General features: G+C 48.8%; 28 protein-coding genes. All 28 read left to right on the forward strand.

Annotated features, from left to right (window positions below):
* On the forward strand, positions 1 to 918 hold a 918-nt coding region (locus KOO63_02910), incomplete at its 5' end, for a hypothetical protein (GenBank protein ID MBU8920788.1).
* Between the two features lie 547 nt (positions 919 to 1,465).
* On the forward strand, positions 1,466 to 1,942 hold the full coding sequence (locus KOO63_02915) for a gamma-glutamylcyclotransferase (protein ID MBU8920789.1): 477 nt from the start codon (positions 1,466 to 1,468) through the stop codon (positions 1,940 to 1,942).
* Positions 1,943 to 3,481: 1,539 nt separating this feature from the next.
* Positions 3,482 to 4,618: a hypothetical protein gene (locus KOO63_02920; GenBank protein MBU8920790.1), complete on the forward strand. Its 1,137-nt coding sequence runs from the start codon at positions 3,482 to 3,484 to the stop codon at positions 4,616 to 4,618.
* 360 nt (positions 4,619 to 4,978) lie between these two features.
* Entirely contained in the window at positions 4,979 to 5,911 is a 933-nt protein-coding gene (locus tag KOO63_02925) for a hypothetical protein (protein ID MBU8920791.1), read from the forward strand.
* Positions 5,912 to 6,522: 611 nt separating this feature from the next.
* Positions 6,523 to 6,747, forward strand: a complete 225-nt coding sequence (locus tag KOO63_02930) for a hypothetical protein (GenBank protein ID MBU8920792.1) — start codon at positions 6,523 to 6,525, stop codon at positions 6,745 to 6,747.
* 922 nt (positions 6,748 to 7,669) lie between these two features.
* On the forward strand, positions 7,670 to 8,260 hold the full coding sequence (locus tag KOO63_02935; protein MBU8920793.1) for a hypothetical protein: 591 nt from the start codon (positions 7,670 to 7,672) through the stop codon (positions 8,258 to 8,260).
* Positions 8,250 to 8,711 carry a hypothetical protein gene (locus KOO63_02940; GenBank protein ID MBU8920794.1) on the forward strand — a complete coding sequence of 154 codons (462 nt, stop codon included), beginning with the start codon at positions 8,250 to 8,252 and terminating at the stop codon, positions 8,709 to 8,711. The genes KOO63_02935 and KOO63_02940 overlap by 11 nt, the downstream gene beginning before the upstream one ends.
* A 177-nt stretch (positions 8,712 to 8,888) precedes the next feature.
* A complete protein-coding gene (locus KOO63_02945) occupies positions 8,889 to 9,491 on the forward strand; it encodes a hypothetical protein (protein MBU8920795.1) in 603 nt (200 codons plus the stop codon).
* 13 nt (positions 9,492 to 9,504) lie between these two features.
* Entirely contained in the window at positions 9,505 to 10,014 is a 510-nt protein-coding gene (locus KOO63_02950) for a hypothetical protein (GenBank protein MBU8920796.1), read from the forward strand.
* The gene (locus KOO63_02955; GenBank protein ID MBU8920797.1) at positions 10,014 to 10,628 is read left to right on the forward strand and encodes a lytic transglycosylase domain-containing protein; all 615 of its coding nucleotides are present in this window, start codon (positions 10,014 to 10,016) and stop codon (positions 10,626 to 10,628) included. Before KOO63_02950 ends, KOO63_02955 begins: the two co-directional genes overlap by 1 nt.
* Positions 10,629 to 10,865: 237 nt before the next feature.
* A complete protein-coding gene (locus tag KOO63_02960; GenBank protein ID MBU8920798.1) occupies positions 10,866 to 11,039 on the forward strand; it encodes a hypothetical protein in 174 nt (57 codons plus the stop codon).
* A gap of 93 nt (positions 11,040 to 11,132) precedes the next feature.
* Entirely contained in the window at positions 11,133 to 11,423 is a 291-nt protein-coding gene (locus KOO63_02965; protein MBU8920799.1) for a hypothetical protein, read from the forward strand.
* Positions 11,424 to 11,486: 63 nt separating this feature from the next.
* Entirely contained in the window at positions 11,487 to 11,705 is a 219-nt protein-coding gene (locus KOO63_02970) for a hypothetical protein (GenBank protein MBU8920800.1), read from the forward strand.
* A complete protein-coding gene (locus KOO63_02975) occupies positions 11,702 to 11,923 on the forward strand; it encodes a hypothetical protein (GenBank protein MBU8920801.1) in 222 nt (73 codons plus the stop codon). Before KOO63_02970 ends, KOO63_02975 begins: the two co-directional genes overlap by 4 nt.
* Positions 11,924 to 11,976: 53 nt before the next feature.
* Positions 11,977 to 12,303 (forward strand): hypothetical protein, encoded by a 327-nt coding sequence (locus tag KOO63_02980; protein MBU8920802.1) that lies wholly within the window; start codon positions 11,977 to 11,979, stop codon positions 12,301 to 12,303.
* Positions 12,300 to 12,956, forward strand: coding sequence for a metallophosphoesterase (locus tag KOO63_02985; GenBank protein MBU8920803.1), 657 nt, complete (start codon positions 12,300 to 12,302; stop codon positions 12,954 to 12,956). Before KOO63_02980 ends, KOO63_02985 begins: the two co-directional genes overlap by 4 nt.
* Positions 12,957 to 13,436 (forward strand): hypothetical protein, encoded by a 480-nt coding sequence (locus tag KOO63_02990; GenBank protein ID MBU8920804.1) that lies wholly within the window; start codon positions 12,957 to 12,959, stop codon positions 13,434 to 13,436.
* Positions 13,437 to 13,723: 287 nt separating this feature from the next.
* Entirely contained in the window at positions 13,724 to 14,770 is a 1,047-nt protein-coding gene (locus KOO63_02995; protein MBU8920805.1) for an AAA family ATPase, read from the forward strand.
* Between the two features lies 1 nt (position 14,771).
* Complete coding sequence (locus KOO63_03000; protein MBU8920806.1) at positions 14,772 to 15,860, forward strand: hypothetical protein; 1,089 nt, start codon at positions 14,772 to 14,774, stop codon at positions 15,858 to 15,860.
* A gap of 378 nt (positions 15,861 to 16,238) precedes the next feature.
* Positions 16,239 to 16,784, forward strand: a complete 546-nt coding sequence (locus tag KOO63_03005; protein ID MBU8920807.1) for a hypothetical protein — start codon at positions 16,239 to 16,241, stop codon at positions 16,782 to 16,784.
* Positions 16,784 to 16,993, forward strand: coding sequence for a hypothetical protein (locus KOO63_03010; GenBank protein ID MBU8920808.1), 210 nt, complete (start codon positions 16,784 to 16,786; stop codon positions 16,991 to 16,993). The genes KOO63_03005 and KOO63_03010 overlap by 1 nt, the downstream gene beginning before the upstream one ends.
* Before the next feature lie 173 nt (positions 16,994 to 17,166).
* Positions 17,167 to 17,514 (forward strand): peptidyl-tRNA hydrolase, encoded by a 348-nt coding sequence (locus KOO63_03015; protein ID MBU8920809.1) that lies wholly within the window; start codon positions 17,167 to 17,169, stop codon positions 17,512 to 17,514.
* Positions 17,501 to 18,355: a nucleotidyltransferase domain-containing protein gene (locus tag KOO63_03020; GenBank protein ID MBU8920810.1), complete on the forward strand. Its 855-nt coding sequence runs from the start codon at positions 17,501 to 17,503 to the stop codon at positions 18,353 to 18,355. The genes KOO63_03015 and KOO63_03020 overlap by 14 nt, the downstream gene beginning before the upstream one ends.
* Before the next feature lie 705 nt (positions 18,356 to 19,060).
* Positions 19,061 to 19,684, forward strand: coding sequence for a hypothetical protein (locus KOO63_03025; protein MBU8920811.1), 624 nt, complete (start codon positions 19,061 to 19,063; stop codon positions 19,682 to 19,684).
* A complete protein-coding gene (locus KOO63_03030) occupies positions 19,677 to 20,129 on the forward strand; it encodes a hypothetical protein (GenBank protein MBU8920812.1) in 453 nt (150 codons plus the stop codon). The genes KOO63_03025 and KOO63_03030 overlap by 8 nt, the downstream gene beginning before the upstream one ends.
* Complete coding sequence (locus tag KOO63_03035; GenBank protein MBU8920813.1) at positions 20,122 to 20,400, forward strand: hypothetical protein; 279 nt, start codon at positions 20,122 to 20,124, stop codon at positions 20,398 to 20,400. The genes KOO63_03030 and KOO63_03035 overlap by 8 nt, the downstream gene beginning before the upstream one ends.
* Before the next feature lie 3 nt (positions 20,401 to 20,403).
* On the forward strand, positions 20,404 to 20,757 hold the full coding sequence (locus KOO63_03040; protein MBU8920814.1) for a hypothetical protein: 354 nt from the start codon (positions 20,404 to 20,406) through the stop codon (positions 20,755 to 20,757).
* A 465-nt stretch (positions 20,758 to 21,222) separates the two neighbouring features.
* Positions 21,223 to 21,570: a hypothetical protein gene (locus tag KOO63_03045; GenBank protein ID MBU8920815.1), complete on the forward strand. Its 348-nt coding sequence runs from the start codon at positions 21,223 to 21,225 to the stop codon at positions 21,568 to 21,570.
* Positions 21,571 to 21,628 lie beyond the last annotated feature (58 nt).

Consider the following 21,628-nt stretch of genomic DNA (forward strand, 5'->3'; position numbering starts at 1 on the left):
GCACTATATCATCTCGAGGGTGAAAGAGCCGAGCCTGTATTTGCACCGGCTATGGAATTTCCTATGGAAACCATTGTCGAAACACCTGCAGCTCATGAGTTCGCTTGCCGTCCGTCGTATGTAGTGGCGGACGATGGTGTGACGGGCATCAACACACCACGGCTGCTGCCGCTAGAGTCTGGTCTTCGTTCCGCTGGGTATCACGTTCACTTGGGATGTGGTCAACTATCAAATAGTTTCACAGCGCGTCAACCGGAGGCTCCTTTGGCGAGACTTTCCAGACTGCTGCATGAACCATCTCGACACCCAGAGCTTGCACAGATGTGTGATTTGGTCTCTGCTCTACCTGCTCTGTTGTTGCCACGGGACCCGCTGGAAGCAGTGCGGCGTGACGTGATTGGATACGGACGCGCATCCGAGTTTCGTTCACCTAAGTATGGATTTGAGTACAGAGCACTGTCATCCAGTATGCTTCGTTCTCCAGTCTGGTCATGGTGGGCGCATTCATCAGTACGTGATGCGCTGGCGCTGGTAGTGGCTGGTGTCGACTTCCGCGACAAGTTTGATCGTGCGGAGGTATCTCACGCCATCAACACTGCTGATTTCGCAGCCGCAGAAAAGTTGTGGACCAAGGTCAAAGGCTTACTGGCAACAGAGGTATGGCCTATGGCACGAGGTCACAGAGCTCGTGGTGGATCCTCGGTTGTGTTGAATCCAAAAGGTGTCCAGTACATGGAATTTCAGATGAAGCACGGTCTAGGCCGGACGCGCGGACACAAGGCTGAGTGGTTGAATCAAAACAGCAGCGCGTATCATCGGGACTGGCGGAACTATTCTTGTCGATCGGTACCTAGGCGACAAGGTTGGGACGAATTCAAGGCAACATGGACCCCAGAGAAAAACTGTGTGGAGGCTTAGGTGTCCCCTACTCGTGCAGCAGCAGCCGACCAGCGGAGAGAACGGAAATTATGGGAACGACGCGCCTTAGTACTACCGCGTATCATCCGTAAAGGCAACAAACTCCGATTAAAACTGTTGTCATTACGGAACAATCCTCCTCGCAATGGCAGACGTCCCCGAGTAATTGCCCCTCAAGGCAGAAACCGGCCTCCTTGCTTCAAGAACAGTACCGCTGTGGTTTTACGAGCCGAGAATCTTGCAGGTGGTTCGCTATGTTCGATTCTCACTTGCACCAATTGTTCCAACACATTTGTTAGTAGGATGCGTACTCAAGGCATGGTCTCACAAGCTGAAGTAGATAGGATAGTGCGTGAGCGTCCCTGTCATATACTGGCAACTCGCCTGGTTCCCATTCCATTTGAAGTGACACAGGTCCCTTGTTTGTTGGAATTTGGAGACGAGGAGACAATACCCGAGCTGTTACTGGGAGCTAGCATCACTGATGTACTGGTGGTGGGCGATCCCGCACCTATAGAGTTAACTTTTGATCCAGGAGAAGACGAGTATGAAGACGACTATCCCCCAGACGATGACTACTAAAGTCTTTGTTTACGGGACTTTACGACCGGACTGTGGCGGCATGGCTGACGAGTATCCTACTCAAGAGGCCAAGATCGACGGTCTGTTGTTCGACATGGGTGGGCATTATCCAGGAATGATACGTGATAAAACAAGGGTATCAGAACTGAATGTCGGCCCAAGAAACCAAAAGGTTGTAGGACATATCTTGGAAGTTCCAGAATCTCATCTGGGTGGGTTGGATGCGTATGAGGGATATGATCACACGCATCCGGAGCTGTCTACGAATTTGTATCGACGTATTTCGGTCACAGCACGGTTAGGCTGGGACACAGGTGATGTAGGAGAGGAAGTCACATGTTGGGTATATGAGTATAATCAACCCATTACCAATGTGCGCTCTTTCATACCTTCAGGTGATTGGAAGGATTTCCATGTTGTTAACCGAACTCGGGCAACTTAGGCAAAACAAACCATCAGCGACGCGAACAGCAGCAAAGAGATACAACTGGCTCCTATGGGCCAGTCGTTGTTTGGAACGCAGAGGTAAAGCCACCAACTTCACTATGTTCTGTGGATATGGCAATATACATATCGTAGGCACGGATGTTGTTTCGATAGGTGGTGGTTCCGCATTCAAGAGTCATGTATGTAGTGGTTGTCCTGTGGGGGCCGGGCTGTTACCAGAGGAATTTACAAACATAGCTGCACCAGTAGGCCCCCGAAAACGTCTAGACACAGAAAAGTATACGAACACGGTTGATCTAGAAGTAACTCCACAGCTTCCGTGCTTTCTGTGTGATAATTATTATCTTTTAACTGAATTTCAAGTCAGTCCCGGCGACGTTGTTGCTGTTCCTACGTTCAGTAAGAGAGCAACAGCATGTCGGGTTACAGACCAAGTAGCTGCAGAAGAACGTGAAAAAGCAATTTTGTACCACATAGAAGAATAGAAGTGGAGGTTTACTGGTTCCTCTTAGACATAAAACCAGACGCAGAGAGATACGTTTGTGACTGTCGACATTGATCTGCGTAAGACTGCTGAGTGGTTCACCCCACTTGCAGGTAAAAGTCACTACAACAGATTTTTGGCTTCTAATAGGTTGGTTCCTTGTATCTGTTGTACTGGTTTTCCTAGACCTGACAGGAACGAGTTGCTTAGTAGTCTCGGTTGGTATTAAAACCAACGTATGAAAAGTACAGTGTTCGGTTTTGTGCTAGGTCAAAAGGGATCGTCGCTCTGGAGATCTGCGGAGCATCCGGCAAACCTATTGTCGGGGAGGGTGTCGAACTGAACGGCAGCAGTTGGGTGTCAAAACCTACCTCCCCCATTGTTGGATGGTTTTCTTATTCCATAAAAATAAGACGGCTTACAATAGGGGTTTACTGGTTCCTCTAGTGTGTCGTACTTCAAAATCAGACCCATGATGGTGCGTTTGTGGCTATCGACACCGACATGGGCTACGCGGGTATCCAGCAGTCACCTATGAGGAGACAGCGTACGGACATTCGTGAAAAGTCACTGCAGCAGATTTTTAGCTTGGTGGGTGGATTCCTTGTATCTGCTGTACAGGTTTGCGTAGGTAAATATGTAATGTGTTACTTAGTAGTTTCAGTTGGTGTCACAACCGGCGTACGAACGGTACAGAATTTGGTTTACTGGCGCTCAAAGGGATCGTCGCTCTGGAGATCTGCGGAGCATCCGGCAACTCACCGTTGGGGGAGTAGCCTACCGGAGGCTGAAATCGAGGTTCGATTCCTCACTCTCTCAGTATTATCAAACCTACATCAGGAGGAAACACCGTGACACGAAGATTTGTTCCAGCCAGAACATCCAAGCCTTTTCTGCGGCCTTTCGGCAATACATGGGGCTTCTATCCGGCCTATGATCTAACTAGTCTAAGTGGACCCAGCACAGTCGGTGAAACCGAAGTGGTCGATCAGATTGAAGGCAGCATAGACCGTCGGTTAGTTGTTGGTTTCACCATATCACATGCCTGCTATGATGGCTGACGAAATTACAGTAGGAGCTGACCCAGAGTTGGTGTGTTACGACCACGACAACGAACGAGTGATTGACATTGCCAACACAGTTGAGGAACCTATGGGTGAATTCGGCGCAGACGGACACGGATTCACTGCAGAACTGAGGCCGAAAGCGGCCGTATATCCTCTGGATCTCACTGAAAACACGCGAATAGCCTTACTGAAAGGATACTCCCTGCTTAGCCACTGTTCGTGGGAAGCAGGACCGTACATTCGCGAAAAACCGCTCGGAGGACACGTACATTTTGGTATCCCAGCGTCGGACACAATAAAAGAAACGCTGGACAATATGGCAGCCATTATGCTAGGAGTACTAGAGCCTAGTGAGACTGCTGCAATCCGTCGAAACACCATTTTTACAGGACGCGGCGGGTACGTCAACAACCAAGGCAAACCGTACGGACTGCTAGGGGACATCAAGAACAAACCGTGGGGATTCGAGTATCGCACACCATCCTCATTCATAGTCACTCCTGGTGTCACCACAGCTATGTACACACTACTGAAAGCCTTAGTGTTTGAAGACGCTATTCAAGGACCTTCATCCTGGACTCAACTAGATGCGGCGACTCGTAAAGCGCTTGCATTCAAGCCAGCCGACCTGTACTGTGGTAATCGTGCTGTGTTCCTGGAGAAGTTAGGGACTTTGTGGCCTATCCTCCAAAACCTGACGTACTTCAAACCTGGAATGGAGGGCAGACCCTTATGGAGTAGCCTCAAGTATTTGCTACAAGTAATTGAAAAAGGCGGCTTTCGCGCGGTACCGGACATGAAAGACCCTTGGAAGATCACTGCAGCCGCAGCTGCAAAGGTCACCGCTCAGCGGCCGGTCCCTCACCGACGTACAGGACAAGGAGTACCTGTATTCGATTGGAATGAATTCCAGGGTGAGTTCTTGGAGGCCGCTCGACAGGACACTGGTATGTTAACCGCAAACGCACAAGGTGAGATCTTCAGAATCATCAATGGACGTTTGGTGCCGGAGGATACACCAGCCGCTGAGGTAGTAGAGACGCCTGGTTTCCAAGAACTGTGGGGCACTGAACCTGCTCCCACACTGACCTGGTCCCCTGACCAGATTTGGGGGTGGTAATGTTTCGTCATGGACAGCAAGTGCATCTACCCGAAATCTACAGAAGAATCCAGACCAAGCTCCTTGAACAAGGGATTACAGATGCGGATTTCCCGAGAGATTTGTACATGTTCGGCATCAACAACCACAGAGGAGCAGATGTGTTTCTGTCACCTGACTTGCCGAATGTGAACACTGTAGCAGAGTACCTTACTGGCGTAGAAGTGGTAGTACAAGTAGGTACTGTAGGTAATCCAGCGCCGACGCATTGGATGGCCTTGAGTTTACGTCTTCGTACACAAGAAGATTGTTGTGCGCGAATAGCCATACTTACGTGGCTTCATATCAACAACGCAGTTACCTGGTAAAGGAGAGAAAGTTATGTGTGGAATTTGTGGCTTTGCAGCTCCAAAAGCATCGCAAGAGTGGAAGTATGAAACCCTAGTCGAGTTGTTGCAACGTTCCGAAAAACGAGGAGACGACGCAACAGGAATAACGTTCATCGACGATACAGGCAAACTGATTGTCATCAAAGATGGCGTCAAATCCACCGATTTTGTGAAGACAGACGAGTTCAAGGCTCTGAAGGGCCATCTGCCGGACATCGTCCTGGCTCACACACGTGGGGTTAGCCTAGGTCTTGGGAAAGACGGAGCACCAGACGACAATGCCAACAACCATCCGTTCTATTCCCCAGAAGCGGGGCTGTCGCTGGTACACAATGGTCGCATTCAGGATTCAATGTGGCGCGAAACAGCTGGTGAAGAAGGTGGACTGTTGAAAAAGTGCACCGGAGGCACAGACTCCGAAACCGCACTGCGGATCATCGAGACCATCATGGTCAAGGACACTGTAAAGGAAGAAGCTGAAGCACCTCATTACCCAGATATGTTGGATGTGTTGGATGATGCCTGCTTCAATATCTCAGGTAACTATACGTTCGGTGTCTTACACGCTCCGTATCCAGATCGTCTGTGGTTGGTACGCCACAACAACCCGATGGTCCTCGCATACGATCCCGATCAAGAGGCTATCGTTTTCGCATCGGACAAAGAATATGCCGACAGTGTGCTTCAAGTTTACAAGGAACACTTTGGGTTCTTCTACCAATGGGCCACGCCTGAGACGGTGATGTTCAACGCTATGACCGCCGACTCGGCACTAGAGATCCGTATCAACTACGAAGCTGCAGGAGATTTGTTTGCGTTTCGCAGGCGCAACATAGAAGCCGCCGCGACAGCGTATCCATATCACGCCAAAGCAGCTAAAATGATTGAAGAGGGACAAGAGCTTCCAACGGAGGTCTTGATATAATGTCAACATTCCTGCTGTACTCACGTAATACCACTACTACAGGCCGCAGACTAGGAAATGCGTTACGAGTGCCTTGCGGCCGTACACCACCAGACGCCAGGCAGGATGTGTTGATCCGTTGGGGGTCATCCGCACGAGTACGAAGCCGCCCAGGTACGGTGTACAACACCAGAGGCGGTATTCAGACCGTCACAGACAAACTAGGAGCGTTGGACACGTTTAGGCAAAACCATGTGGCTGCGCCTAGAAGTGCGGTGCTACAAGAGAACACCTTAGAGATGTTGAATTACCCTGTCCTAGCACGACGAGTCAGACATCAGGCTGGTACCGACATTGTCCTGTGTATGCAAGTAGCAGACGCACGGCGGGCAATGCAGAATGGGTCGGAATATGTGATTGAATACATTCCGACCAGGACTGAATACCGTGTCCATGTGTTTGGAGATGACATTCTACGTGTCTCTCAGAAGGTACTACGACGGAATGTAGATGCGGCCGTTCTACGCCCGTGGGTCAGAAATCACGAGACTGGATACATCTTCGTGCAGCCGAGGCAAGCACCGGCAGCGCATGTCCTGCAGATTGCGCAACAAGCAGTGCAGAGCTCAAACTTGACATTCGGTGCTGTTGATATTATTGTTTCAGATGGTGGACTACCCTTCGTCCTAGAAGTCAACACAGGTCCTGGATTGGTAGTTTCAGGCCTACGTGCGTATGCAGAGCGATTCGCTTCTCTTCTAGGTATTGAGGAGTTAGACGAAAGTGTCTTTGACATAGTCGACGGAGACGAGGAGGAAGCTCATGACGAAGCTCCCGAAGCTGGCGAAATCGACTAATCTGCTAGCTAAGCAGAGTGAGACCTTTCGAGCGTTGATCGAAACAGCATTTGAACACACGATAATGCGCGATCTTCCAACCGACTGGCCAACGGGCACAGAAGCACTCACAGAGTACATTCTTGAAATCTGCCGGGACCACAGTCGCTATGTGTTGCCTTTTAGGTTTTGGGAACAGTATCGGTGGCCGTCAGAGGCTACCAATCTGCATCGCCGAATGATCAAGGCCGTGAACATGGTAATGCCTGCCAGGCTGCTCACCTGGCTGAAGTCTGCTCCTTTGGATCAGCACCGTATACAGCGAGTTTTTCTCTCGCCGAACACCAACCGCATTACACGAAGAAACCCGATCACCCAACGTTGGCTGTCTGATGCATTCTATGTTCCTAGCGGCTCTGTTCTTGGACGAGACATCTGTACCCGATACGACATATCACCTACAGCTTCGTATCTGGAGTATACTGAACAACAGCAGTTTTGGGTGTTCTTCGGGAGTCCAAGAATGACAACGCGACAACGACTGCATCAAGGTCAAGAATGCTGGGGTATCGAGAGTGTCAGAGTGGGGTTATTCTGATGCTGGTATGTCGAATATGCGGCTTTCCGGCCGAGCTGTACTCTATGCGTACGGACGTAAAAAAAGGTGCAGTTATAGCGAGACAAAACTTCAGTCGAAATGGCATAAGCAGCGCCCTTATCGCAAAGCACCAATGCTACGTGCGAAGTCGTTCCACGTGGATGGGCTCCTACACTAACAAATTGCAATGCACCGGCGAAGCATGTAACGTATCAATAAGAGAGTCTCCTAGAGTCAAACCGACGTTTAAGGAAGCGGTGCCCACATTCAGATATCATGAAGGATCAGGTACAATAGAACTGCTTGACGCAGGTCTAAAACTATTTCGGATATCGACAGACGAAGATGACGAAGACGAAGATATCTATCGCATTGTCCGAACCCCCTCTCAACACTCTTTTTGGAATGAAGATGAGAAAGGAGAGAAGCATGACCACCGGAGGTCAGGTTGGTCGTCGCCCGAAGAAGACAAAGCTGATGTTCCCCTCAGACGCCGACTACTTAGACGAGCTGCCGCAGATCACATCGAAATCACCGGAGAAAGACCATATTGTACTTAATATAAATGGTCGGTGTTATGGGACAGTTTTGCACGCAGTATCCTCACTCCACTGTGGGTATATACGGCCCTTTAAGCATAAATATCTAACTGCGAACATAGACAACAACGTGCCGTGGACACACCGAGAAAAAATTCTACGCTTTCACGAAAACAAATTGCTGTACCCAGACAAATCGTTAATGAAGGATCTAATTCTCGATGACGCATGGGCTAGCTTCGATATGATACGCGACACGACAATGGAGCAACTCATAGCAACTAATGTGATTATCTTCCCCCCACAGCGGTGGGATTTGATGGAAGGAACCAGGCACATTAAAAGCGTAGGAATACTACTACGCAGATCAGGACAGGAGTATTTCGATGGCCTCTAAGAAGCAGAAGAAGAAGAAGCGGAAGCAGCGCGAACGAGCCCGCCGCCTAGCACAGGGAGGCAAATATGTTCCACTGTGTCCGAAATGTGGCACTTATGCTCTATCCCTAGCAATGGTTATCATGGTGGAGAGTGAGAGTGAGCTGTTCGTCGACAAGCGCGGAGGCTCAGTACGCAAAGGATACGAGCCGCTCCATCACGAAAACAATTCTGAATACGTGTTGCAGTGTGAGGGGAACGTCATACACAGTACGTGTGATTTTCAAGAAGAATTCACAACCGAAGTCGAAGCACTCAACGCAATCGCAGCAGTAATTCGAGAACAGCCGGACTTGCTACACGCTTATGCTGACTGTGAGATAGAAGAAGAAGAGGAACCAGAGGACATGTCGAAAGAATCAATTTCTGGTTTGCGTCTGTTAAGAAGGGCATTCAGTAATGTCGGTCCCTGACTGTTGTCGACAATGTCAGAGGAAGAACCTTGTAACTCACAAGTATGTAGTGGCAAGAGGGACGCACCGACAAATTGTGTATGAACACTACTGTCGCACATGCTGCGCAATCACGCGAACATACGAAGACATAGCTCCGCCGCCTCCTCCTCTGAAACGATTACTAAGGAGACACGCATGGCACGAACACGTAAAACAATTAGAAAAGTGATTGAGGGAATGTGGCACGAGATTCAAGGCGACCATAACCACTTATGGGAACACAACTGTCATGAAATCGCCCAGACTCGTGTGTTTACTGGTTGTTTGTTGTGCTTCGCGTACGACGCCAAGCTGGTTTTTACTTATACCACCGTAGCTAGACAATATGGCTTGTTAGGAACCGATCTGCTAAAAACAGAGCAGGCGCTACTTGACATTGTCGGCACTATTAAGTATAATGCTATGGTGCAAGAGCAGATGCGTCAGTTTATGTCTGGACCGACGCAACGTTGCGACTGCGGTGCCGAAGTTCGCATATACAAACCTTATGGAAAAGTTTGGCGAAAAGTAAACAGACAGGGACCTATACACACAAATTGTCCGACCTGTGCGAATATCATTACCTTTAACCGGCAGATTGTTCAGACGCCGAGGTATATGCTTAAAAGAGCAGCCGCAAACCTGACAGAGGTAGCACCAATAGGTGAGGAGCCGGCCCCTAGGCGCCGCCGCGCAGGGCCGGCACCTGTTACGGCCCCGCGCGCCACCTTCACCTTCAACCCGTGGATCCTAACATAAACAAGGAGCAAATATGAGTCGATTCGACTTAGAAAACTATGTCCAAGTAAAGGACAGAGTACGCGATTTTTGGGACAAGCACGAAGTAGGACAAATTACGACTGAGATGGTGCATCTAGACAATGCAGACGTCAAGAACAGAATGGTCGTAATCCAGGCTACGGTGCGCGTAGATGGCGTCATAGTCTCCACCGGAATAGCCAAAGAACGAGAAGGCTTGAAGGGTGCTAATATGACGGCCTTCATCGAAAATTGCGAAACGAGTGCAGTAGGCCGAGCACTGGCCAATTTCGGAGTAAGTGTTGACAAAAGTATGGCCTCACGCGAAGAGATGGAAGCAGTAGAAGCTGTTGAGGCTGGTCACACTACCACGTTAGCTCAGATCAAGAGCGTTGGTCTTGCATGTGCTAATGAGGAAATACGCGAAGAGATTCGCGAGCATTGGACGGAATGCCAAAGCGATCCAGTGTTGGCATCCGAGTTTCTAGCTCAACTTGAAGTCGCGATTCAGGGGCTAGAGTAATGCGACCTCTAGGGAAGAAGGCCCAGAGATGGTTACTTGGTATCACTGCGAGTTTGGTGATCGTAGTAAATACGGTAATAGTGTTCTCACGTAACGAGCCGAATGAACAACCCACTGTTGAGATGATCGCTGACACTATGGTTGTAGAATCTCATGTCCCGACAACCCTAGAGACATACTTAACCAACAGGCTTGATTCGATCCGAGGCCCGCGTTTCAGCGAATTAATTTTGCGGCACTCGGCTGAACAAGGTCTGCCTCCAGAACTTGTAGCAGGTATTATGCTACATGAGTCTGGAGGGCAAGAAGAGGTAGTGGGGCAGCCATTTACATTGATTCGCTCATTTGGTGAGTCCCTCTACAATAAACGAGCACAAGGATTGATGCAGATAGTGTGGGAGTTGTGGGAAGGGATCTATCCAGAATGCGGAACAGATATTCTCACAGCTCCTACTAACATCTGTTACGGAACACGAATTTATCGGCTATACGTAGATCGAGAAGAAGGTGATTATCTTTCCGCTCTACGAGCATATAGCGGCAACTCAACTGGTTACATACCTAGAGTGTTGGAACATGCCGCCAAAATCTACTTAGCTGATTTCACTTGGTAATTGAAAGGATCTGAAGAATGCCCAACTTGATAGAACGCATTGTTCGCCTTCTTTGCCCTGGACGCCGTATCGTCTTGTTACGGCGATCATTCAAAGAACACGCCGACTCTGAGAAGTGATATGTCTAACCATCGGATAAAGAATCTAAAAGTCACTACCATCAAATTGCGACGAGCACTGAAGGACCAGCACTCGTACCACCGGGCCGCTTTGCATAAAACCAAGAGCAGATACGTTATGAAATATAAGCGCTTATTGCAGAAACATTCCGCTTTGCGGCGTGAGGTGGAACGCAAGGATCAGCGGATCGAGCAATTTCGCCGAAAAGCGCTTGCACACGGGTTTTACGGCATGATAGGAGATGACGACGAGTTGGCTATCTCGCTGATGAAAGCAGAGCGAGAGGGGTAGTATAGCCGGAAATCACCGAATAATTTTTTGGAGATTTGGCGTTTTCGCATATACACAAAAACTTTTTTCTGTAGGAATTTTCTGGAGGAAAGAATGGCAAAGTACCAGGCGGAACTAGCTGAAACTACTAGCGATGTGTTTGCAGAAATCGACCGTCTGCGTAAGATAGAAGCCGCAGCACAGAGAGTGGATCATGAACGAAGATTGGATCTGGATCCTGAAAGTGCCGACGGCCTACTACGAAGTGCACTAGGTACGGGCACGTTGATCACAAAAACCATCGACGGCCGTCCTATTTTCTTGTTAAGGATATCCGCACTAGTAGAACATGCAGCGGAAAGAGAAGCAAAAAATCCAGAGCATTATCACCGAGGTGCTGAGTAAAACTCGGCACTTGACAAAGCACAACCCAGGCAGTATATTTCAGTACTTACGTAAAGGAGACCTATGAAAACCCAAGTTAACAAGTTAGATCACGTGCATGAGCAGTCATTGAAATCTACGACTACCAAGTCGGGCATGCTGCACATGTACAGGGATCGAAACGACGACATGCTGATTCATATTTTCGATGGAGACGAGTTTCTGTTCTCGAAAGACCGCATGTCTTTGCTGACTCTGTTGACCGACAAGCTGGACAAGAAGCAGAGGGAGGCAAGAGCATGACATTAAGTTACTTGTTTTCCAGGGCCAGTTATGTACAACCAGACGTAGTGTATGATTTTTATCTCGCAAATCCGGTGGCAATGCCTGATTATCCTAAGCCTGAAGAAAATGAGGTTGACGTTAGTCAGCTCCCGCTGTTGATAGAAGAGAAAGGCACTGCTGTCGTGGCCCGTACCAGTGAGATGGCTCGCGAAGAAGCATTCCTACTGACTCACTAATCCGACGACACGGGGGAGACGAAAGTCTCCCCAGTCGGGGAAGATATATAATCATGAAACGCAGCAAGATTACACGCAACCAAAAACAAGTGTTCGGTTATAAAACCGCAGATGGTCCTGATCTATTTACGACTTTTACCATTCGCGGCTTTGTACGAGCGTACACCTTGGCAGACGCACTCAAACATTTCGGAATAAAGATGTCCACTGGTTACGACACAGTAGCTGCTTTGTCGCCCAGTGAGTTAAGAGATGAACGAAGGGCAGTCAAAGACCGAGTTGCTCGTGCTGCAGCTGATCTACAATCGGCGAAGACTCACTACCGACGCGAAAAACGAGTAGCTGCAGAGTTTGCCCGAGCAACGAGGATACAAGTATGATAATCTTTGTTGGAGATGTGCACGCCGAGTTTGATCGCATGGCAGCAGCACTAACCAAAGCTCCGCGTGATGCACAAATAATCCAAGTGGGGGACTTTGGAATATGGCCTAACTGTGAAAAGAGATGGGCTCGTTCAGGTATGCAGGAATTCGAGAAGCCTGTCTTATTTATTGACGGTAATCATGAGTGTTTTCCTATGCTGTCTCAAGACCAAGTTCCTAAAGAGATATGGCCTGGAGCTGTACATGTACCACGAGGTAGTGTGTTACGTATAGACTCGTACACTATCGGGTTCTTAGGTGGAGGCACGTCAATCGACAAAGCATACCGAAAAGGAGGAACGAGCTGGTTTGCGGACGAACAAATCACAGAAGAGCAGCTACGTAGATTCGATGGTCAAACCATAGATATACTAGTTACGCACACTCCTCCCGCTGAAACTATCGCACGCAACTTTGATAGTCGTATACCTATTTCCTTTGGGTTCGATGCTGACTTCATAGACCCTGAAGCTCATAAAGTAGAGAAGGTGTGGCACCAGCTTGGGAGACCCAAACTGTTTTGTGGTCACATGCATAGTTCGGTGCAAGACGGACCAGTAAGAATTCTAGACATATGTGAAGCATATGCACTACCAGAAAAGAGACGCTAAATGAGTAAAATGATAGATGAGTCCTGCAAGGACTGGAAATTAGTGATGTCTTTGCCGGATATCCCTGGAATCACAGACAGTGATGAGGAGTTGGACAAAATCAAACGCATGCTTCACGCAACAGGAGATGTAGTGGCTGTACTGGGCCATCTGCCGGAAGAGAAATTACGAGTTGACGCCCTTAACACGTTCCTGGCGATCGCGAGTCGCACACAGATGGAGATGGATGATTCACTCAACCATCTGATAGACGTTTTTGTGTGGAGACTGAAAGGCAGCGCCAAGTTTTCTGATGAAGCTCTGTTCGGTTTACCCCTGCAAGATGCGTTATTCGGCTGTCTTAAAACCAAAGAAGAAAAGCGCTTGGTAACAGAGGCTTACCCAGATCCAGACATATGGAATGACGATGATGAGGATGACGGTGATGAACCGGAGGAAGACAAGGAGGACGATGATGACAATCCCTTCGACTATTATTAAATTTACCATGCCCACTGGCCTAGCTCTTTCAGCAGAGATACCAGCTTGCCACGAGGCGGACATAATTGAACTGGGGCTCCGCGCTTTCATGGGCGCATTGACAGCACTAGCACAAGCTGACGGCGATGCTGACAGACGAATACATCTGCTTAACTTCGTAGGCAGCGTACTTACCTCGTCTGAGAACACTGTAAAGCGGGTGATCTTTGCTAATGAGACCAGCACGCTAGAGTCTAGTCATGTGATTGACGATTTGCTACGTTCACTAAACAAACCGGAGGCTCCTAATGACGGATGAGTTCAGGTCGCAACTCCGGTGGGCCTGGTGCCGGAAGCGCAAGACACCTCCGGAAACAGTAAATGTTCCGGTTGATACGTACACAATCCCCTACAACCCTGGTGATCCTCGTAAGTTTGAGGAGTACCTTGGACAGAATCATCTCAAACGTAGGCTCCAACTGCGTATCAATGGAGCAAAGAAGGGCGAGAGTATCAAGGCATTGTTCTCTGCTAGTGCGGGGCAAGGGAAGACCGCACTCGCTAGAGTGGTAGCACATGAGATGCAAAAGCGTGGCTTGGCTGAGAACTACTTCGAGATCATAGCGAGTAAGGTCGAGACTAAAGAACAGCTTGACGCGTTCCTTATAACAATACCTGCACACTCCATCGTATTTATAGACGAGATTCATGGGCTGCAGGGACTGTCTCGTGATGCGTTGTTACCTGCTCTTCAAGACAACGTGTATGCATACAACGAAGGCTCAAACACTATGACCCCACTACCAGAAGGATTGTCTTGGTTAGCAGCCACAACTGATGTAGGTAAGGTGCACCTTGCTGTACAACGTAGGTTTGCAGTCTACGATCTGACGCCGATGGAGTTCGAGCATCGCAAGATGTTATCCTTAATGCAGCCGTTCTCTGTGACTGAAGACGCAGCAGCAGAGCTGGCACTGCGTTGCTGGACACCGTGGGAGATCAAAGATGAGGGTCTAGTGGTTGCTAGAGACATTGCTACCGAACAACATACAGCCGACGTTGAAGTTGACCAGGTGATAGAGGCAATGGACATACTTGGTATTGATAAGTTTGGTATGCGTGAGCTGGATCGTCGTGTGCTGACGGCAATGCACAACAACCCAAGGATCATCCGAAAAGAACTACGTTATGGTATGAGCGCGCGTGCTCTGATAGCTGCAACAGGTGTTGACGGTCCAACATTCTATGATAGAGTTGAGCCTAAGTTGTTGAAGCTAGGGTACATACGTATCGCTGCCGGTATCGGAAGAGAGCTGACCGAGCGGGCAATGAAGGATTACTTTAAGGAGCAATAAAATGACAGAGAGTCCAAGACTGCAGAGCGAAACCAAGGGCGGTAAGGTCAAGTATTGGCAGGCTGCTGTGTATGCCAAGGACGGTTCGTGGTTTTACAGCAAGACGTGGTGGCAGGAAGGATCAAAACGACAGACTTCCACTCCAGTCGAGGTGTTCGGTAAGAACATAGGCAGAGCCAACGAGACCAGTCCAGAAGAACAAGCACGGTCCGAGTTCGACAGTATCGTGCAGAAGCAACGTGATAAGGGTTATTCTGAGGACGGCTCGAAGGCTCACATCCCTACGAAACCTATGCTAGCTCACAAGTACAAAGACAGGAAACATACAGTAGAGTATCCTTGTTTCGTGCAGCCGAAGCTCGATGGTTACCGCATGCTCAAAGAAGGCAACGGCACAGCAGCCTACACCAGAGGGGGCAAGCCGCATGTAGCTGAGTGTGTGGCACATTTAATGTGGGATACTGGTGCCTTTATGACGGACGGTGAGTTGATGCTTCCTCATATGCCGCCGCTGCAGGAGACTAGTCGGGCTGCAAAGAAGTTTCGACCGGACGTGTCTCCTACACTTCACTATTATGTATACGATATAGTAGACCCTGGTGTGCCATTCATAGCACGGCATGAGTTGTTGTGCAGTCTAGTGCTGCACGGTCGTGCTCCAGGAAATGTTGTTCTGGTCGACACGATCGAAGTACACGACGAAACAGAGCTTCTTGGGGCGCATGCTCAGTTTACAGCACGAGGGTACGAAGGAACAATCATTCGATCCGGCGACGCAGGTTACGAGATCGGACACCGATCCAACAGCCTACTTAAGTTAAAAGACTTCACAGACGTTGAGTTTTTAGTTGTCGATGTAGAGCAGGGTAAGGGTTCGTTTGTCGGAATAGCTGTGTTCGTATGTGAAACATCCGGCGGCTACAGATTCAACGTCGTCCCACAAGGAACGATGGAGTATAGAGCTGAACTGTGGCGAACACGCAAAGGCCACATAGGTAAGTGGCTTACTGTTAGATACCAAGCGCTTACAGAGGATGGAGCACCTCAATTTCCTGTAGGCATCACTTTAAGAGAAGAAGGAGAGTTCTAGTGGCTAATAATTACTTGCTGTTCTCGGAAACAGTAGTATGTAGAGACGCTCTAGAAGCGTATGATTTGGGGCAGGAACTAGAAAGACATGATGAAAATGACATGCCTCCTTGTAAGGTCCAGGTTAACAACCGTGAAGTGTGGTTCTATTCCGAGGACAGCGGCAACATTGAGGCAGTGACACAGAGGCTTGCTGAGTTTCAGCGTCACCGTAGACTAGGTCCTATAATTGTGAGCTGGGCGTATTCATGTAGCAAACCCAGGCCTGGTGAGTTTGGAGGAGGCGCGGCGTTGGTCGCTGACGGTGAGTGTGTGTATTTTGATCCAACTACGGAGGCGCACGCCCGTCTAGCGGAAGACGAAGTCGTCCGCTTGTCAGATGGCTGAGTTCTTCTTCACAGCTGACCAGCACTTTGCCCATGAAAGTATCATTACGTACTGTGATAGGCCGTTTGCAAACGCCCAAGAGATGGACGAGATGTTGATTCTCAAGCACAACGAAGTGGTAGGACAGTATGATCGTGTTGTTCATGCGGGTGATTTTACGTTCAACGACAAAGAGTACGCAGCACGTATCATCAAGCGACTCAACGGCATACACACATTCCTACGGGGTAATCACGATCGCTGGCTACACAGGAATCATCCAACGCAATGGTCCAAGACCTTCGACAAGCAACACCTAGTCGTGTGTCATTACGCCATGCGCGTGTGGAATAGATCACACTTCAATAGCTGGCAGTTGTATGGACACTCACACGGACGCCTGCCACCTGAAGGAAAACAATGGGACGTCGGGGTTGACAACAACAACTACTATCCTGTATCTTTCGAGCAAGTGAAAAAAATCATGGCTGGACGACCAGACAATTTCAACTATGTGTATCGTCCAGACTTCAAGAACTGGGTTCTAGGAGAAAAGTGATGACTGTCTTTGATGTGTATGTGATTCTGTCCGTTGCGAAACAAGAAAAAATCTACAACGAACACGAAGATCCTGCGATACACTCACTTTACGAAGATAAAGAGGAAGCTGAAACAACAGCACAAAGACTGAATACTGACCCGCCTAGAGGGTATTCGGATCACGAATTCTATGTGGAACCCTGGGCCGTAAAATCAAGAGAGCCGTAGATGCGTGCTGATTACTTCTGGTTCCTACAGGTACAGTATGAATCGCCTCTGGGTTGTTGGTCAGTCGAGGAGACAGTAGCTTACTTATGTGTGTGTCACTTGTGGCGCAAGGCTAGTGAGGTAAGCGACCTAGAAGTCAGAATCAATTCTTTAATTAGGAGAAAGAGATACAAATGCCAGACGCTAAGAAGCTGAAGATGTATATACTTATACGAGAGGATGTACCAGACAACTTTGCACCGGTGATTGCAGCACACGCTGCTCTCTTGTGCTCATTGTGCTACAACGAGTGGGATGAGTGGGATGACTGGTTGAACTGTTCTTTCAAGAAAGTCGTATGTCGCGTCACGACGGAACAGTTTGATCAGATGGAACAAAAACTAGAAGGAGGAGACCTAGGACAGGTTATCACTGAGTCAGCTCTTGGAGGTGCAGATGTAGCAATCGTTATCCCTCCGATGCACGACCTCGATCCCTTCTTACGAACCTTAGACTTATGGAGCCCGAATGACGAAAGATGAAGTAGAACAGCTAGAAACCAGGGTGAACCAATCAACTTCGATAGTAGCAGATATCATGGACCGAGTACCCAAATGGGCTCAGTCTCAGATTCTGATAGGGTATAGAGGTTCACAGGCTCACGGCACTACACTGCCGCCTGAGCATCCGAAAGGCACTGACGATATAGATGTGTTCGGTGTTTCTGTGCAGCCTATCCAGTTCTATTGCGGCCTACGTGCCCCAAAAGACCGTGAGGTATTTACCACTGCTGGCGAGGACCTGGACATTGAGATCTTTGACATCAGGAAGCTCGTCGGCCTACTAGAGAAGGGCAACCCAAACGTCCATCAATGGTTATGGATGGACGATTACCTTCTCATCTCTCCGCTAGGACAACTTCTGCGGTCGAGGCGTGAAGGCTTCCTCGGCACGCATATGCTTAAAGCCTTCGGTGGGTACGCCAAGAGCCAGGTCGATAGGATGAATGACGGCCGTAAACGTGGCTACATGGGAGAGAAACGTAACAAACTGCTCCTTGAGCACGGCTACGACATAAAGAACGCCGCACATTGCATCAGGCTGTTAGTAGGTGGTATCCATCTGGCCTTGACCAACAAGATTCTTGTCAAGCTAGAAGGCAAGATGCTAGCTCAGATCCTAGCAGTTAAGCGTGGCGAGTGGGAATTAGAAGCAGTAGTAGAAGTAGTACGTTTACTGATGGAAGAGTTTGATGAATCAGTAGCACAAACCACATTGCCTAGTGGAGAAGGGATGCGAGCGTGGAGTAACGAAACGTTGGACTTGATCTTTACTTCACCGACCTACATCCACGAAAGCAAGATGAAACGCCGACTTCTTTAGCTGAACGGATGCACAACATGAATACCGCTATACAGAAACTTCGCAAACAAAACAGCATAAGACCGACGACTGATCAAATCCTAGAAGCTATAGAGGAGCACGGCAGAGCAATGTTCGAGTTTGGTCAGATTTTCGACGACATAGATAGTCCAGATTACAAAACACGTTTTGAGAAGAAACAAACAGAAGTACAGAACAAGAGTAGGCAACTCGAACGGTGCATTCTAGCACGTCTCGCAATAGATGCCAACGTATAAAAGAAAAGGGAATCATGCAGAAAGAGAAAGAGTATTGGCCCTGGCCAAAAGTTGAACTCGAACCAGAGTTTGAACCCCTTACAGGCGGAGACGAAGAGGATCTATGCAGTGCGCTCGAGCGTCCGATTGGTGAACGTCTTTGTGATGCTTTTATCCTAACGGAAGGAGAGGCTAAAGACTTATGCTAGAAGGATTTAGATGTCCCAGTCACGGTGAAAAACCTGGACGGACCAACACGTTAGAGTACTGCATCCGGACTTGCACTAACCCATGTGTAGCACCGCATGTGCTTGCAGCTATGATGCTGGACGAACGTGAGAACCCTCATACTGGTACACGTATCTCAGTGACCATGTTGACAGGAGGGTGCAAACGGGCGACAGTGTTAGAACGATCGTTACCGTTCTGGGTTGAACCTAACAGAAAGCTGCCGACGTTTAGAGGAACGATGATTCATACCGTTGCTGAACGATCCGCAGACAAGATGCGATCTGAGTATGGCTGGCTCGTAGAAGAGTCAATGGCACTGGAAATGCAAACCAAGTCGGGTGAGTGGTTGTTGACAGGAACACTCGATGCATACGATTCGTTACGGCACATTCTCTACGACATCAAGACACTGCAGGAGTACGCAGTGAAGATGACAGTGCTAGGCAAGCAGAACGGTGTCTGGTCTGACCACATCTCGGACGCTTACGTGAAGCAGTTGAATCTATATCGTTATCTACTGGATCGTTGTCTGGGTGAGCAGGTAGAACGAATGGTGCTACAAGTGATTGGGTTCGGTCAGTTCTTAACTACCGGCCACAGCGATCAAATCGTAGCATTACAGAAGGGTTTCAAGTTCACACGAGAACCTTACGATCTGCCGGACGTGCCTATCGTGGACGACGAGATGGTGGAGAAATGGATCAACCGCGAAGGGGACGAGTGGTATCGTGTCCTACACAAGGGCGAGAAGGCGCCTGTTGCGCCGGATGATTACAAATGGCTGTGCAAGTTCTGTGAGTTCAAGGGCACAGAGCACTGTCCTGATCCAGATGCCGAACGTAGCGGTGGGAAAGATGACTAGAATTGAGGAACTACGGAATCGAATCAACATAGAATTTTTCCCTAGCGAGCGGTGGGTTGAAGAGGCATGCGACATTGCCGACGCCGCCTTAGAGGAGAGTAAGAAACAACACGACGCCTTACAAACTCTTTGGGTAGAGTCCATCAAGGCACAAGCAGATGCCGCAGTTGTGGCAGACAAGGAGTTCTCACTTGAATTTGTGACCGGGTGTATCTCTACTGCTCTAGCCCGACTCCGCCAAGAGAATGCAAGACTGCAAGAGGCGTTGATACGTATGGACAGCCGAGTGGATGTGAAAGACATCGAGCGAATACTCACGGCCAATGAGGACGCACTGTCGGTAGGCGAGGCGCTTCAGTGCATTATTATTGACATCCGCGACCTCGCAGACAAGCCCGCGTCCGAAATGCCGGAAGGGACGGAGAAGGGTGGCGACGATGCTTGAGTACCTTCGTACCTTGTGGCACGACATCCGGCGTCTGTATTGGGGTTGGGAGCAGGGGTCGTGCGAGACGTTTTGCGGCGGCAAGAAAACAACACAATTGAAGGAAAGGACAATGACGATGATAACCCTGGAAGAAATTGAGATTGAAGCAGCCAAAGAACTTGCTCTGTATGACAACGCTAAATGGTGTGATCTGGAACCTCTATACCAGAAAGACTACATTCGAAGAGCAAGTGCTGTGATTGCTATCTATATAAACCGGAGAATGTAAAGAGTGACTAAACCCTATCTAACTCTGACTGAGGCAGTGGCGCAACGTATTGCGCTGGAAGAACTTAGCAAGTGGCCTGACTTGGCAATGGTTCAATTCAAAGGAGAGTTTAACGTGGATGGCACCGTAAAAACATACGCTCTGCCGCCAGAGAAACTAACCGGAGTCTTTGAAGCATTGCGCAAACACCAAGCTGAGTGTGAGCCCACGGCCCGCGAGTGTGTGGAGTGGTGGTACCAAAGGGAGGCAATCGAAGCGGAGCTCAGGGATTTACGGATGTACAAAGAGCACTGTATGCCACCGGAGCATGTGTGTTCTCCTTATCCACCCAAGTACGGAGGAGTTTGGTTTGACTAACAAGACACACAAACCTAAGTGTGCTATTTGTGAAGGAGGGGGCGTGTGGCATTTACGCCAGGTAGAGATTCTGGGAGAGGTGAAACATGACTAATCTCGTACGACAACGTGTAGCAGAACTCAGAACAGAAGCACTGACCTCACGACACACAACTGATCAGTTTGACGAAGACGTTGTGTGGGTGTGTGATCAGCTTAATCAGGCTTGGAATAGTATAGCAGACTTGTTGGAAAAATTGTACCACTGTGAGGCCGAAAAGAACAGCCTACACAAGGCAATGGAAGCTCTAATGAACGAACGCAGGGGTTGACATTCAATGCAAAATGTGTTATATTGGTGTCAATACGGTAAGGATCTACGAAAAATGAGCGAATAATTTTTTCTAGATTCGGGCAGTAAAACTGGGAGGACTAAACCTTTCCTCTTAGTATTTTCAAAAGAACTTATTATATAGGAGTAAAAGCATGAGTGACTTCACAGTAGTAAACATGAGGGTTCGCGGCGCCAAAGGTAAGGTCAAAGCGTGGTTTACATTGTCCACAGGACAGTACGAAATCAGTGACATGCGTTTGATCGTAGGTGCCAATGGACCCTTTGTTGGTTTCCCCTCTAAGGAGTACACCAAGAAAGATGGCGATAAGGATTGGATTGATATCGTCAAGTTGGTCAGAGTTGATGGTAAGTTGACTCAAGAGTCTTATGACTTGAGCAATGCTATCACTGAGGCGGCTGTTGCTGAGTACGAACGGCGTACACACGAGAAGATCGACATGCCTGAGGGTGAGGCAGACGACTCGGACCTTCCATTTTAATCTTATGACTACGAGTAAGACCTTCTAAGAGGAGTTCCACAATGACGAAGCCCTACCA

This window comes from Candidatus Latescibacterota bacterium (assembly GCA_019038625.1).
Lineage (GTDB): Bacteria > Krumholzibacteriota > Krumholzibacteriia > Krumholzibacteriales > Krumholzibacteriaceae > JAGLYV01.

Bases quoted from the DNA above. Each gene is read 5' to 3' on its own strand.
- KOO63_02940 (MBU8920794.1), top strand. From the start codon at position 8,250: ATGGCCTCTAAGAAGCAGAAGAAGAAGAAGCGGAAGCAGCGCGAACGA.
- KOO63_02925 (MBU8920791.1), top strand. From the start codon at position 4,979: ATGTGTGGAATTTGTGGCTTTGCAGCTCCAAAAGCATCGCAAGAGTGG.
- KOO63_02960 (MBU8920798.1), top strand. From the start codon at position 10,866: ATGAAATATAAGCGCTTATTGCAGAAACATTCCGCTTTGCGGCGTGAG.
- KOO63_02995 (MBU8920805.1), top strand. From the start codon at position 13,724: ATGACGGATGAGTTCAGGTCGCAACTCCGGTGGGCCTGGTGCCGGAAG.
- KOO63_02975 (MBU8920801.1), top strand. From the start codon at position 11,702: ATGACATTAAGTTACTTGTTTTCCAGGGCCAGTTATGTACAACCAGAC.
- KOO63_03005 (MBU8920807.1), top strand. From the start codon at position 16,239: ATGGCTGAGTTCTTCTTCACAGCTGACCAGCACTTTGCCCATGAAAGT.
- KOO63_03000 (MBU8920806.1), top strand. From the start codon at position 14,772: ATGACAGAGAGTCCAAGACTGCAGAGCGAAACCAAGGGCGGTAAGGTC.
- KOO63_02915 (MBU8920789.1), top strand. From the start codon at position 1,466: ATGAAGACGACTATCCCCCAGACGATGACTACTAAAGTCTTTGTTTAC.
- KOO63_03010 (MBU8920808.1), top strand. From the start codon at position 16,784: ATGACTGTCTTTGATGTGTATGTGATTCTGTCCGTTGCGAAACAAGAA.
- KOO63_03030 (MBU8920812.1), top strand. From the start codon at position 19,677: ATGACTAGAATTGAGGAACTACGGAATCGAATCAACATAGAATTTTTC.
- KOO63_02920 (MBU8920790.1), top strand. From the start codon at position 3,482: ATGATGGCTGACGAAATTACAGTAGGAGCTGACCCAGAGTTGGTGTGT.
- KOO63_02970 (MBU8920800.1), top strand. From the start codon at position 11,487: ATGAAAACCCAAGTTAACAAGTTAGATCACGTGCATGAGCAGTCATTG.
- KOO63_03015 (MBU8920809.1), top strand. From the start codon at position 17,167: ATGCCAGACGCTAAGAAGCTGAAGATGTATATACTTATACGAGAGGAT.
- KOO63_02985 (MBU8920803.1), top strand. From the start codon at position 12,300: ATGATAATCTTTGTTGGAGATGTGCACGCCGAGTTTGATCGCATGGCA.
- KOO63_03045 (MBU8920815.1), top strand. From the start codon at position 21,223: ATGAGTGACTTCACAGTAGTAAACATGAGGGTTCGCGGCGCCAAAGGT.
- KOO63_02935 (MBU8920793.1), top strand. From the start codon at position 7,670: ATGACGAAGACGAAGATATCTATCGCATTGTCCGAACCCCCTCTCAAC.
- KOO63_03020 (MBU8920810.1), top strand. From the start codon at position 17,501: ATGACGAAAGATGAAGTAGAACAGCTAGAAACCAGGGTGAACCAATCA.
- KOO63_03025 (MBU8920811.1), top strand. From the start codon at position 19,061: ATGATTCATACCGTTGCTGAACGATCCGCAGACAAGATGCGATCTGAG.
- KOO63_02945 (MBU8920795.1), top strand. From the start codon at position 8,889: ATGGCACGAACACGTAAAACAATTAGAAAAGTGATTGAGGGAATGTGG.
- KOO63_02965 (MBU8920799.1), top strand. From the start codon at position 11,133: ATGGCAAAGTACCAGGCGGAACTAGCTGAAACTACTAGCGATGTGTTT.
- KOO63_02955 (MBU8920797.1), top strand. From the start codon at position 10,014: ATGCGACCTCTAGGGAAGAAGGCCCAGAGATGGTTACTTGGTATCACT.
- KOO63_02990 (MBU8920804.1), top strand. From the start codon at position 12,957: ATGAGTAAAATGATAGATGAGTCCTGCAAGGACTGGAAATTAGTGATG.
- KOO63_03035 (MBU8920813.1), top strand. From the start codon at position 20,122: ATGCTTGAGTACCTTCGTACCTTGTGGCACGACATCCGGCGTCTGTAT.
- KOO63_02950 (MBU8920796.1), top strand. From the start codon at position 9,505: ATGAGTCGATTCGACTTAGAAAACTATGTCCAAGTAAAGGACAGAGTA.
- KOO63_02980 (MBU8920802.1), top strand. From the start codon at position 11,977: ATGAAACGCAGCAAGATTACACGCAACCAAAAACAAGTGTTCGGTTAT.